This is a genomic window from Zongyangia acetica (assembly GCF_038739695.1).
GTDB lineage: Bacteria > Bacillota > Clostridia > Oscillospirales > Ruminococcaceae > Zongyangia > Zongyangia gallinarum.
In genome coordinates this window covers 19,163-32,142 of the sequence record NZ_JBBEWN010000005.1, presented here as the reverse complement: position 1 = coordinate 32,142, position 12,980 = coordinate 19,163, and the positions used below count along the sequence as shown (strand labels likewise).

13 protein-coding genes are annotated in these 12,980 nt (G+C 51.4%); 4 read left to right on the top strand and 9 right to left on the bottom strand.

Annotated features, from left to right (window positions below; genetic code table 11):
* Positions 1-21: 21 nt before the first annotated feature.
* The 9 genes from WGC32_RS05805 to WGC32_RS05765 all read right to left on the bottom strand — a co-directional run bounded on the left by WGC32_RS05805 (position 22) and on the right by WGC32_RS05765 (position 8,557).
* Positions 22-1,287: an ABC transporter permease gene (locus tag WGC32_RS05805; protein WP_342681002.1), complete on the bottom strand. Its 1,266-nt coding sequence runs from the start codon at positions 1,285-1,287 to the stop codon at positions 22-24.
* A gap of 12 nt (positions 1,288-1,299) precedes the next feature.
* The gene (locus WGC32_RS05800; RefSeq protein WP_342681001.1) at positions 1,300-2,577 is read right to left on the bottom strand and encodes an ABC transporter permease; all 1,278 of its coding nucleotides are present in this window, start codon (positions 2,575-2,577) and stop codon (positions 1,300-1,302) included.
* A gap of 15 nt (positions 2,578-2,592) precedes the next feature.
* Positions 2,593-3,930 (bottom strand): ABC transporter permease, encoded by a 1,338-nt coding sequence (locus WGC32_RS05795; protein ID WP_342681000.1) that lies wholly within the window; start codon positions 3,928-3,930, stop codon positions 2,593-2,595.
* A gap of 283 nt (positions 3,931-4,213) precedes the next feature.
* A complete protein-coding gene (locus WGC32_RS05790; RefSeq protein WP_342680999.1) occupies positions 4,214-5,578 on the bottom strand; it encodes a sensor histidine kinase in 1,365 nt (454 codons plus the stop codon).
* Positions 5,562-6,236 (bottom strand): response regulator transcription factor, encoded by a 675-nt coding sequence (locus tag WGC32_RS05785; RefSeq protein ID WP_342680998.1) that lies wholly within the window; start codon positions 6,234-6,236, stop codon positions 5,562-5,564. Before WGC32_RS05785 ends, WGC32_RS05790 begins: the two co-directional genes overlap by 17 nt.
* Positions 6,237-6,346: 110 nt before the next feature.
* Entirely contained in the window at positions 6,347-6,652 is a 306-nt protein-coding gene (locus WGC32_RS05780) for a winged helix-turn-helix domain-containing protein (protein ID WP_342680997.1), read from the bottom strand.
* Positions 6,653-6,824: 172 nt separating this feature from the next.
* Positions 6,825-7,256: a YjdF family protein gene (locus WGC32_RS05775; RefSeq protein WP_342680996.1), complete on the bottom strand. Its 432-nt coding sequence runs from the start codon at positions 7,254-7,256 to the stop codon at positions 6,825-6,827.
* Entirely contained in the window at positions 7,253-7,777 is a 525-nt protein-coding gene (locus WGC32_RS05770) for a PadR family transcriptional regulator (RefSeq protein ID WP_342680995.1), read from the bottom strand. Before WGC32_RS05770 ends, WGC32_RS05775 begins: the two co-directional genes overlap by 4 nt.
* A gap of 420 nt (positions 7,778-8,197) precedes the next feature.
* Complete coding sequence (locus WGC32_RS05765; RefSeq protein ID WP_003531233.1) at positions 8,198-8,557, bottom strand: helix-turn-helix domain-containing protein; 360 nt, start codon at positions 8,555-8,557, stop codon at positions 8,198-8,200.
* Positions 8,558-8,840: 283 nt separating this feature from the next.
* On the opposite strand from WGC32_RS05765, the gene WGC32_RS05760 reads away from it, so the two are divergent.
* The 4 genes from WGC32_RS05760 to WGC32_RS05745 all read left to right on the top strand — a co-directional run bounded on the left by WGC32_RS05760 (position 8,841) and on the right by WGC32_RS05745 (position 12,968).
* Positions 8,841-9,194: a DUF1273 domain-containing protein gene (locus tag WGC32_RS05760; protein ID WP_342680994.1), complete on the top strand. Its 354-nt coding sequence runs from the start codon at positions 8,841-8,843 to the stop codon at positions 9,192-9,194.
* Complete coding sequence (locus WGC32_RS05755) at positions 9,182-9,616, top strand: winged helix-turn-helix domain-containing protein (protein WP_342680993.1); 435 nt, start codon at positions 9,182-9,184, stop codon at positions 9,614-9,616. The genes WGC32_RS05760 and WGC32_RS05755 overlap by 13 nt, the downstream gene beginning before the upstream one ends.
* Before the next feature lie 441 nt (positions 9,617-10,057).
* Positions 10,058-10,489: an RNA polymerase subunit sigma-70 gene (locus tag WGC32_RS05750; protein WP_087255516.1), complete on the top strand. Its 432-nt coding sequence runs from the start codon at positions 10,058-10,060 to the stop codon at positions 10,487-10,489.
* Between the two features lie 526 nt (positions 10,490-11,015).
* Complete coding sequence (locus tag WGC32_RS05745) at positions 11,016-12,968, top strand: ATP-dependent DNA helicase (RefSeq protein ID WP_342680992.1); 1,953 nt, start codon at positions 11,016-11,018, stop codon at positions 12,966-12,968.
* Positions 12,969-12,980 lie beyond the last annotated feature (12 nt).

Sequence of the window (12,980 nt, the reverse complement as noted above, 5' to 3'; positions counted from 1 at the left end):
ATTTTAGGGGGGTGGATGGTCTTACTCCATCTGCGACAAAATCTGCTTGGGCTTCAACCGCAAGGTGGAAATGCTGGAAACCAGCACCGCCGCCACCAGCAAAATGCCGCCCACGACAGCCACCAGCATGAAATGTTCCGGCGTGACGATGACGTTTTCCGCCGCCTTGCCGAACAGCGTCCCCAGGGCGCCGGCAACCTGCTTGCTCGATAGATACGCCAGCGGGAAGGCCACCACCGCAATCAGCAGGGTTTCCAGCACATACTGGAGAATCACCGCAGGCTTGGCGATTCCCACCGCCAGAAGAATGCCGGTTTCTCTCTTTCGGCTGCGGATGGACATGGAAAGGATGAGAACAATCAGCACCATGCTCACCACAGTAATCACCACGATCAGCGTCGTAACCAAAGTAGTCGTATCCGCAATAGAACTGGAAATGCGCTCGTACACTTCATTGCTCACGGTGATGTAATAGGAGTTCCAGTCGATAGAGGTGCTGTTCTGCACTTCCTGGACAATGCTTTCCAGCTTAGCAGCGTCCGAAACGAAGAAGTCAACGGAAGTAATTCCATTTCCATTGCTGGCCGTATAGGGCGCAGAAACAGCCGACATGGTATCCATATCTGTAAAGATATAGTTCTCGTAATCGTATAAGGTTGAGGGCTTTGCCATAGTTGCCTGCTCGTCGTCATCATCCGCGATGACCTCAAACAGACCAGCAATCTCACACTCAACCAACGGGTCGTCTGGATTCCCGTTTTTAATTTCGAGCGTATCGCCAAGGGACAATCCATATTTCTCAGCCAAGCCTTCGTACAAAATAATTCCACTATTACCCTCCGTTACATGGCAGCCTTCTGTTAAACGCAAGGCTCCACTAAGAAACAGTGGAGAATACTCCGAATCAAAGCAGCCTGTTCCATAAAAAAGGTCTGCTACATATTCTCGTTCATCTGTCCCTTTCATCAAAGTATCTTGATGATAGAGATTTACGATTGTCCAATGGGAAGTGTTATAGGATTCTACTCCGTCAATCGCGGCGATTTCCTCAATCATTTCGTCTGTGACAGGCTGCAGGGTATAGCCGTTGTTGGCATTGACAGTAAAACTGGCCCCTGTTACGCCACGCAGTTCTTCCGACTGCTCCTCTTGTGCGTCTGCAATCGCCAGCCCGGACATTACCAGGGTGGTAATAGCCAAGAGCAGGAAGAACACCAGCAAGGTCTTTTTCCATTTTCTCGCGGTATGTAAAACCGCTCGTATTCCTAAATTCGTTTTGTGGTTCATATTGCGCCTCCTTTACTCCATCTGCGCTAAGATTTGCTTGGGCTTCAACCGCATGGTCGAGATACTGGATACCAGCACCGCCGCCACCAGCAGAACGCCGCCCACGACAGCCACCAGCATAAAGTGCTCCGGCGTGACGATGACATTCTCCGCTGCCTTGCCGAACAGCGTTCCCAGGGTGCCAGCCACTTGCTTGCTGGACAGATACGCCAGTGGGAAGGCCACCGCCGCGATCAGCAGGGTTTCCAGCACATACTGGAGAATCACCGCAGGCTTGGCGATTCCAACGGCCAGCAAAATCCCAGTTTCTCTTTTTCGGCTGCGGATAGACATGGAGAGGATCAGGATAATCAGCACCATGCTCACAGCAGTAATGACAACAATGAGGGTGGTAATCAGGGTGCCGGTGTCGGAAAGAGCGCTGGAAATATTTTGATATACCTCGTCATTGGCGGTGATGATAAAGTTATCCCAGTTAATCGAGGATATGTTCTGTACCTCGGCTATCACGTTATCCAACTGTGCTGCATCCTCTACGAAAAAGTGGGCCTCTTGGAGTTTACTCCCATCTTCATAATTAACAGCCATTTCTTTCATTGCATTGTAGCTGCAAAAAGCATAATCGGCATAATCCCATAGTGTAGAAGCATCATACATGGTCGCCTCATCATTTTTATCGGCAACGATATCAAAAAAACCTACTATCTCCATATCAACTTCTGGATCGCCATTATTCGGATCATTGATTCCGGTAACTTTATCACCAATTTTTATCCCATTCCGTTCAGCGTTTTCTTTGCTAATGATAAGGCCGTTTTTTACATTTTCTGTAATATGCGAACCTTCTACCAGTTCAAATCTTCCGGATGAAAAAAGTTGGTTGTATTCAGTATTTATTGAACCATAGGTATAATAACTGTTGATAACATTTCCATTAACAAGTTCTTCACCAGCTTCATTATAATAGCTCGGCATAGAGACAACCGCTGCATCATATCCGGCAATCCCGTCTACTGACGCAATTTCCTGAAGCATTTCCTCAGATACAAATTCCTGCGTACTATAAGAACCATGAGCGCCACTTGTCCAACCACCAGTAGATAAGTTTCTCTCCACGGTAAAGCTGGCCCCGGTGGTTCCCCGGACTTCCTCAGCCTGTTCCTCCTGGGCATCGGCAATCGCCAGCCCGGACAACACCAGGGTGGTAATGGCCAGGAGCAGACAGAACACCAGCAGCGTCTTTTTCCACTTTCGTGCGCTATATAAAATCGCCCGTATTCCTAAATTCATATCGCCTGCACCTCCTTAACTCATCTGCGACAAGATACTCTTGGGCTTCATCTTCATAATCGGGTAGGCCGCCAGTGCGGTAGAGGCCACACACAGCACCATGCCGAAAGCCCACACCAGTGCGTAATCCTCGGCGGAAACAGCCACCTCGATCTCGGCAAGACCCAAATCCTCGGTGGGTTCTTGGGCAGCTTCGTTTTCCCCGGTCAAGTCCACCGTCTCATAGGTTTCGCTTGTCACCTGGGAGAGCAGACTGCTCCCGATCTGATGGGAAATGGCTGTGCTGGTGCCGAAGGAAATGAACAGGGCGATGGCCGCCACGAGGATCACTTCCAGCAGGTATTGCAGCAGCACCGAGCCTTTGGAAATGCCCATGGCCAGATAGACGCCGGTTTCATGGATTCGCCCACGGAGCCGCAGCGTCAGGAACAGGGCCAGCACCAGGAAACAAATCACCGATACCACCGCAATGGCGATAAAGACGATGTTCTGTAAGCCCTCCAAGGATTCCTTGGCATTCTGATAGTCGTTGTCGTAGCGGGTCAGGGTGCAGTTCTCCCAATCCACGCCATCCAGTTCCTGCACATCGGTCATAATGCGCTCCAGCTCGTCCGGGTCGTTCACATAAAAATCCCCGTATTGGACATTGGTGGTTCCCTCGGTGCCGTAGAGCAGGAAAGAGGCGGTGGAGAGATCGGTAAACACGATATTGTCGTAAAGGTCATAGGACGGGGCCATGCCGATGGAATCCTGTTCCTCGGTATTTGTGAAGATCCCGGCCACCGTCACAGGGATGGTCTTATCTTTGTCCTCCACATTCCCCAGCAGCATGGTGTCGCCCACAGACAGGCCGTTGCGCTGGGCGAATTTCTCATGGATCAGCACCTGGCTGCCGGCCTCGGTGGTGATGGGATTTCCCTCCACCATCTCAAAGCCGCCATCGGTGAAATAGCTATCCTCCTGGGAATTGGAGTTTGCCACCACCCGTCCGGCGTTCTCGTAGCCCTCAGGCACCTGGGCAGCGCCTTCGGTGTTGATCTCCAGAAGGTTCCCGTCTGCGTCAAAATAAGCAGCGTAGGTGTAGGAGCGCAGGGTGTATCTGCCGCTCAAACCATCCACATCAAGAATCTGGTTCACTGTATCCTCCGGGATACCGTTTTCCAGCGTCTTGGCGTTGATGGTGAAATAGCCCAGCAGGGCTTTTTTGATATTGGCATTGGCTGTTTCCGTGGCCGATTGGATGGAAAGGCAGGTCAGCATCAGCGTAGCCATGACCAGCAGAAACGCCAGCAGTGTGAGGGTCTTGCCCTTTTTTCGGATGGAATACAGGCAAGCCCGTTTGCACAGGTTCATGTCTGAGCCACCTCATTTCCTTTTCGTAAAACCAGTTGGTTCACTTGTGTACCTCCTTTTTGATTTTTGCGGCGAGAACGGAGAACTGCGTTCCCTGTGGTGTCCCGCCTGCTGGGAACACCCTTATGGTACACGACAAAGGTGGAGTTGAGGTGGAGTTGAGGAGTAGTTTTGATGGAGTTGGCGATAGAGTGCAAAAAAGCCGAGGGGCTTTCGCAAGAAAACCTCTCGGCTGAACACTTTTCTTTAAGGCGAGAAAACGCCAGCTTGTATCGTTCTTATTTTACGAGAACTTCGCTGTAAACCGCACTCCAGCCTCCGTATTCACCATGCTGTGCGGGACCCCATGGTGATCCAAGATAGTCTTGGTGATATACAGCCCCAGGCCGCTGCCGCCGCTGTTCCGGTTCCGGGATTTGTCCACCCGGTAGAATGGCGTGAAAATCTGCTTTAAATCCTCCTCGGCAATGTGAATGCCGGAGTTCTCCACAAAGAAAATTCCGTTCTGCAGCGACACCGTAACAGTGGCCCCCACAGGAGAATAGGCCACGGCGTTCCCGATCACGTTGGTGAACACCTTCTCCATGAGCCGCCCATCGCCCGCATAGTGGAAGGCCGGCTGGATGTCCATGTGCAGTTCCATCTCCTTGTCCTCCATCCGGCCACGGAACTGCTGGCAGACCTTTTGCAGCATTTGGCTGATGTCCAGGTCGGTGCGCTCCAGGTGGAAGTCACTGCCGCCCATCCGGGCCGCCGATAGGATCTCCTTGACCAGTGCCTCCATGTCATTGGTGGTCTTCAGGCACCGGCGCAGATAGGTGTCCCTGTCCTTATAGGGGCCCACCTGATGGATCATCCCCTCCAGCTGCCCTTTGATGATGGCAATGGGGGTTTTCAGTTCATGGGATACGGAGGTGAAGAAGTCCACCCGCTGCTTTTCCTGCTCCCGTTCCCGCTCGATGTCCTGCTGCAGCTGCTCATTGGCCGCCTGCAGGCTGTCCAGAGCATTACTCAGCTGCTGGGACATCTCGTTCAGGCTGGAGGCCAGGACGCCGATCTCATCGTTCCGCCGCACATCGCACTTCCAGGTCATGTCAAGGGTGGTCATCCGTTTCGCCACATTGCTGATGCCCACCAGCGGCTTGGAATAGTACCGGGAGCAAATCACCGCTCCGATGATGGAAATCAGCAAAATCACAGCGGCGATAAGTGGGATGAGCTTCAGAAGGATATCGTAGGACTGTGCCACCGCCACCAGGGCGGCGTTGGCAAACAAATGATAGGTTTGCCCATTTTGCCGGAAGGTAGCGGAGCAGCTCATAGAGGGAGCCGAGGTGTCCAGATTCTCCATATCTGCAAAATTCACGGAGAACAGGTTGTTTCCGTTATCATCGTTGATCTCCACCGAAGCGTTGTTCGTCATGGAGAATTCCAACAGGCTGTCCGAACTGGCCTCCCAGCCGTTCCGCTCTAAGATCTCCACCAGGTCGTAGAAATCCGCCGTGACCTGTCCTTCCAGCTGTGTGTGGTAATTCCTCGGCAGGAAGATCATCACCATACCGTAAATGATAATGCAGCAGACCACCAGCAACGCCAGCATACTGAGGAAGGTCTTTGCCTGGATGCTCTCACTAATTCTCTTTCTCAATTTTATATCCCGCCCCTCGAATGGTTTCGATATAATCCACACCCAGCTTTTTGCGGATATTCTTGATGTGGGTGTTCACGATTTTCTCATCGCCAAAGTAGTCATAGCCCCAAATACTGTCCAGCAGGCTCTCCCGTGTAAACACCCGCCCCTGGTTCTCTACCAGGAGTTTCAATATCTCAAATTCCCGGATGGTCAGGGACACGCTTTCGTCTTTGACAAGGACCGTGAAGCTGTCCGTATCCAGGGTGAGATCCTTATAGCGGAGGATGTTCGTCTCCACCCCGGCGCCCTGCTCCGCCCGACGCAGCACCGCCTCAATGTGCTTTACCACAAGGGGCATGGAGAAGGGCTTGGTGATGTAATCGTCTGCCAGAGCGTCAAAGCCCTTCATCTGGCTGGCGTCATCGTCTAAAGCGGTGAGCATAATGATAGGGACTTGACTCTCTTTCCGGATCGCCTCACACACAGAAAAACCGTTCATTTTGGGAAGCATCAAATCCAGCAGGATGAGGTCTGGACGATGCTCATGGAATTTCTCCATCCCCTCTAATCCGTCGCTGGCCAGCACTACGTGATATCCTTCATCCTCCAGAAACGCTTTCACTACGCTCTGAATGGCCTCTTCATCCTCTATAATTAAAATCGTTTTCGCCATGGTCTGCACCTCCAAGTAGTAGTTTACCATACGAAGATGGAGTTTTGATGGAGTAAGTGTTACTTTTGAAAAAAAGCGCAAAAAGGCGGCCTGGTTTCTCAGGCCGCCAACTAAAGTCTATTTTCAAAACTGTACCCCACATCACGGATGCACCGCAGGTAAACGCCGGAGTCCTGCTTCAAATTCAGCTTGCGCCGGATGGCCTGCACATGATGGCTGACCAGCTTACGGGCCTCCCCATAGTCCGGTTCCCGCCAGATCCTCTCATAGATTTGGCTGTGCGTTAAGACATGGTTGGAGTTCTGGAATAAGTACAGAAGGATTTCGTATTCCGTCTTGGTAAGGAAAACTTCCTCTCCATCCCGATATACCCTGCGCTGTTGCGGATCAATTTTGAGGCTCGGAAGCGATAGCATCGAAGTCTGTTTTATCTCGTGTTTTTCAATTCCAGGATATGTTTTCAGAACGGATAAAATTTCTTCAAATGCCTTACTTTCCTGTTCTTGCAAATCTAAAATAATGATATGTCCGATACTATCACCTCCTCCTTATTTGCCGCAGTCTGAAGGAAACAGGTAAAATAAATACCTACCGGCCACGATGTTTAGCCTTCTTTTTCTCTTGACGCAAAGCATACTGACGCTCTTTCTCTGCCTCTCGTTGCTCCCGACTTTTAGTTTTCCGCTCCAGCTTATATTGCTCATGCTGAAGTTTAAGTGCCTGTTGTGCCTTCGTACCTATCCCTTTGTCCTGCAATTGACTGTTGATTTCACGCTGCATACGTTTAGGGTTGATTTTCTTTTCCAATGTTGCCTCGGCCTTGATTGGAGGGCTGAACCTCAACCGTCCCCAATTTTTCAGCAGAAATTCATATATCTCATAATCCTTGGGTTCGGCTCCAAAAGTGATCTTGCAGACTTCATATTTCCCATTTTCTATGCGTTCATATAGTCCAATCCAAAAAGGTGCTTCAAACAAAATGGTTAAGCTGCTTTGAAATTGGGGATCTACCGTACTCATTTCTGCGAGAATTGCCTTTCAAATTGATTCAGCCATTCCAAGAGCGCATTGTACAGAAGTCTCTGCTGCTCAAAAATCGTTCTCCCAACAAGGGGAATGTCTGCAAATTCCTTTGCGTAATCCTCGTTCGCATCAGAAGAGGATTGGATGCTCTGACGCAGGGTCGAAATTAGATTTACTGCTTCAGCTTTTTCCATTTTGTTCAGGTTGGTGATGACTACATTGAAATCAAACAGGAGTGGAACTGGACCGGCAGCATATAATGCCATCAGTTCCTTAAAATAAGTGCGTCCGGCATCAGTTATAGAATATACCGCCTTATCTGCAAATTTGCTGCCCTTCACAACATCGCTTTGGAGATACCCTTTTTCACTCAGTTGAAGTACCTTGCGGTAGATAGAAGGAGTGCTGATCTTTGTCCAGCGGGGTAGATGATGATATTCCACATCCTTTTGAATATCATAGGCGCTTTGCGGCTTTTCCAGGACGATGCCGAGTATGACCAAATCTATGGATGACATAGTTACACCTCCGTTTTTTACTATCAATAATATTACTATCAATAACAGCAAAAGTCAAGAGGTGAAATCGCTTATCGAGATTGTGGTTCAATTTGCTTAGATGGAATGCTACCAGCAATCCACTTCTCCAAAAAGATGACTTGCGGTTCTGTGTGGAACCAGTGTTCACCATCTTTCATAACAGATATTTGACAGTGAAACTTTCTGGAAAAATCCTCAACGCTACTATTCCTTCATGGCTATACAACGCTCCAGCTTCGATATGCATTTTCCGAACCGGACAAAGTTAGAAGGGAGTTATGTGCAGCTATTGACGTCCTTTTAACGGGAGCACATCAAAAATATAGTCAAACGTAAAGCGTTGATAAAAAGGGCATCTCACGTCCGGTGAGATGCCCTTTTTTCATTTTGTGAAATAATTTACTTCGAAAACTCCTGCATGATGAGGTTTAGGATTTCCTGCTGGTCGGCAGACAAGCCGCCGTTTTTCGGCTTGGTGCTCTCCTTCAATTCTTTCACCAAGAGGTGAATCAGTTCCCGCTGCCCATCGGTCATGCCCTCCAGCACAACCTGGTCTTTCTTATCAAAGCCAACCAGGTAATCCAGCGATACGTTGTAAATCCGAGCCATGGTCGTGAGGACATCCAGCGTAGGGATCTTGATATTGTTCTCATAGTTGCTGATGACCGATCCGGCCCGGCCTACTCTCCGTCCAAGCTCCTCCTGAGAAATGCCATACCGTTCCCGCAGCATCCGCAAGTGGTTCCCAAAATCAAACATCCCATCTCACCTCGCTTTATCCTCGAACTTAGCGTACAGCTATATTTTACCCGCTTGACCTTCGTGTATGGCTAAGTATATAATGAAAGTATTTAGCGATTTGCTAAGTTGACGGGCGGTGATTTTCATGTTTTGCGAGGGCGGACAGGACGTATGTCAGGAGTTTGTCTGCACATTTGCCGGCCACAGGCAGGTTTTTGAGCCGAAGATCGAGGAAAGAGTAAAAGAAACGCTGGAAAGCCTGATAGGGAGAGGACACCGGCTCGTGTTCCTATGCGGGGGCATGGGCCAGTTTGATGCGCTCTGTGCCGGCGCCGTTCGTTGGCTGAAGAAAAAACATCCGGAGAAGGATATCCAGCTTTGCTTAGTTATCCCGTATTTCTCAGGTAAATTGAATGCAGATAGAAGTTTTTTTCAATCTCTATACGATGAAATTCTAATGCCGGACGGGGTAGAATATGCCCATTACAAAGCAGCGATTCCAAAGCGGAACCGCTGGATGGTAGACCAGGCAGATTGCCTGATTTCCTATATCATTCGCCAATACGGTGGGGCCTATCAGACCTGCCGATATGCGATGAAAAAGTCTATCCCAATCATCAATGTTACGAAAGGAGCGCCACAATGCCTAAAATGATTATTATCGAGTGCAGCGACGAAGAAGCTGACCGCATGGTCGAGCAGCTCAAAAACATGGTTGCTGAATATGAGTACCACCCATACCATGGGCCGGGAAAACTCTATGAATTCGGTACGCTGCGGATCGACCAGCCCAAACAGGAGGTGACCCTCGACGGAACAGCGGTGAATCTGACCCGCAGGGAGTTCGAGCTTCTCGGACTGCTTGCCGAGCATCCGAACCGTGCTTTGCCAGCCGCCTTCCTCCATAATGCCGTCTGGACCCACCCCGACTCGGAACACGGCGAAGAAGAAGTGGCAGCCTATATCAATAGGTTGCGGGAGAAGCTGAAATTGGACCAGCCGGACTCCGCCTGCCAAGTCGTCGACGAGGCCACCCAGCGGGGAAATGGCTACCGATTGACCTATTCAGCCAAGTAGAAAACGGCCTTTGTCGTAATTTGTAGAATAAGCCATTACGAAATATGTAATTAGAAGGAGAAAGATAGTAAGAAAATAGTTTCCCCTTTTTATACTGGCCCCATCTGAATTTGGCTGGGGAAAACTGGTATAACAGGAGGTTGCCGGTTTCCCCCGCATAGAGGGGATGCCAGCAATGCGGCGTTGGAAACCGCATCATATGATTTGGGCTGCAGCTTCACCCGAAGCTGCAGCCCTTTTTCGAGTATTATCACTTTCCCATAAACATCCATATTGTGGATTTTCCAACGAGGTAGCCCTATCAAGCGCATTCGTCCAGGGACGAGTGCGCTTTTTTTACTTTTGCAGAAGGAGGTCATGGCTCAGAACACATAGCGGCAGGCCGCCGCCCCCGACAATCTGAATTTTCTCAAATTTCAGATTGATCGGAGGAAAACAGCCATGGCTTATAACAAAGCCAGAGCCGAAAAGAAGTGGCTCAAATGGAAGGAAGCAGAGGAAAAGAAACTCCGGGAGTTGGGTGTGGACGAGGAAACCATCCAGCGCCTGCATACATACGACTGGGCCGAATTCAACCGGGAGCGCCGGTACCTGCAGCGGCAGGTGGAGTGGTCGCCCTATGTGGATATGATTTCGGCGCAGGACTTGGAACTGCCCGTCGAGGATGTGGAATCCCTCATGGACAGCATTGAGGATATGGAACTGCTGCGTATCCTCTCCAAGGAGGACAAGCTCACCATCCAAATCGCCTTTTTGAAGATGTCCGGCTACAACGGGTATGAAATCGCTGAGAAAACCGGCCTGACACAAAAGGCGGTCAACCTTCGGATGGTGCGCCTGAGAAAAAAACTGAAAAAATTTTTTGAAGCGTGAAGCTATCGGCCCTTTTTCCTGGGCTATGGGATGAACGGGGAAAAAGACGTTCAGCCTGTAGCTTGAAAAGTCAATACCAGCCATGCGGGTACGTTCCCGTCCAGGCGAGCGACGATGGAAAAAGCGCCATGACAAGCTGCGGCACAGCTGCCACTCCCCAAAGGAATGGCAGCTTGTGTCGTTGCTTCGAGCGATCCCTTTTGACCGGAAAGAGGGGGCAGTTGCCCTTTTTGCCACGACCCTGGCCGGAGTATTATGATACGCAATACCGTTTGCCCACACGTCAGATGGGTTGGCCGACCCTGGGTTGTAATCAGCAAGACCCTCGGGGAGCCAGTGAACGGCTTGTAAACTGCAAGCCTGCCCGCACGGTTCCCAAGGTTGCCGGGGGGCGAGTTGCAAATACGGCACATCACATCAATGAACCATCAATTCAGATTGTCGTCGTTGACGGTAAATCCGTGCGGCGCAGTTTTCGCTGCGCCGCATCAGTTTGCCGCCAACGCACCAAGGAGAATGTGCCGATATGAACATAGACCTGAAGGAGCAGGCCCATGGGGAAATCGAGCGGATTTTCCGCATCCTTCTGCCTCAAAACGGGCTGGCGGTGCGGGAAGAACAGATCGCCCTGTGCCATGCCATGCTGGACACCCTGCTCCACAATAAAATTGCCTTGTGCGATGCAGGGGTAGGGATCGGGAAAACATACGCCTACCTGACCGCCTGCATCCTTTTGAAAAAGTTTTATCCATCCGGGCCTGCCGGTTCCCAGCCGGTGGTGGTCTCCACCTCCAGTGTGGCCCTGCAGGACGCCATCATCGGAGAGTACATCCCATTCTTATCCCGCATCTTTTTAGAAAACCATATCATCCCGAAGCCCATTCGGGCCATGGTTCGCAAGGGGAAGGAGCGGTTCGTCTGCGACGCCCGTCTCGCCCAGCGGCTGGAGGCCGTCAAGGGGAAGAACAAAAACGAGGAACAGCGGAAAGCGTTGTTCTCCCTTAAAAGCAATTATGACCTGGACGCTGTCACCGGCCTGAGCGGTTTTGACCGCCGCCAGGTGTGCGTTCCGAAGGTCTGCGAGAAAACCTGCCGGCTGCGGAACAGCTGCCGCTACCATCAATATTTGAAAGAGTCCCGAAGTGCAGAGATCTTCGTCCAGATCTGCAACCACAACTATTTGCTGGCCGATGCAGCCCATCGGCTTCAGGAACTGCGGCCCCTTCTGAACGATTACCGGGCTTTGGTCATCGACGAGGCCCACAAGCTGCCGGATGCCGCCCGCCAGATGTACGGGCAGAGCCTGTCGGCGGAGGATTTTCATGAACTCTGCGCTCTGCTCACAAAGGAGAAATATATCCTTGCGGCGCAGAACCTGCGGGAAAAGTTCCGGGCGCTGATGGGCGCCCTGTGCCGGGGTGAGCTGCTGGAGGAAGCACAGCGCACTGCCTTCGTGCTGACCGCCGAACGGGAAGCGGCCCTTCGGGATTGCCTCTCCCTTCTCAGGCTGCTCCAAAAACAGCTGGCGCCCCACCTGCCACGGTGGATTCTTCACCGGCTGGGAACAACAGAGCAGGCGCTGAACCTGTTCTTCACGGGAGATCGCCGCTATATCCTTTACATCCAATACGACAGAACCGGCAGTCCCAGCCTCTGCGCCGCCAGCCGGCAGATGCCGGAGCAGCTGAACCGTGCGCTCTGGCATAACAACATTCCCGCCATTCTTACCTCCGGCACCCTCATGGCCGGGGGCAGCTTTCACCGGACCCAGCAGCGCATGGGGCTGCCTTCAAGCCAGCGGCTGGAGGATTTCATTGCGGAGTCCCCCTTCAACTACCAGGAAAACTGCATTCTCTACATTCCGGGGAACCTGCCGAAAACGCCAATGGGCAGCGAAATGGAGGCCAAGTGTCTGGCAGAACAGATCTGCAGGTTGGTGGACGCTACCCATGGCCACACACTGGTGCTGTTTACTTCCTATTCTCTCATGGGCGCTGTCTACAACCAGGTGAAGGGCCGGATGGCCTTCCCGCTGATGGAGGTCTGGCGGCATTCCCAGGATATCATCTATCGCTTCAAGCAGGCTCAAAACGCTGTGCTGTTCGCAGCGGGCTCCTGCTGGGAAGGGGTGGATTTTCCCGGAGATATGGTGTCGTCGCTGATCATTGTGCGGCTGCCTTTCCCCGTCCCGGACCCACTGAGCGAAGCGGAACGGGAGCAGTACCCCACCCTGCAGGATTACATTAAAACTGTGGTGATACCCGATATGCAGGTAAAACTCCGACAAGGGTTTGGCCGTGCCATCCGCACGGAGACCGACACCTGCGTGGTTAGCATCCTGGACCACCGTGCCGCCCCCGGAGGGCGATACCATAAAGCTGTGCTGGAAACCCTGCCACCGATCCGCATCACGAGCAAAATAGAAGATGTGGAGGACTTCATCCGGGCAAAGAAAGGCCCGGATTATTTTATGCCATAAAGGAGTTGCCAT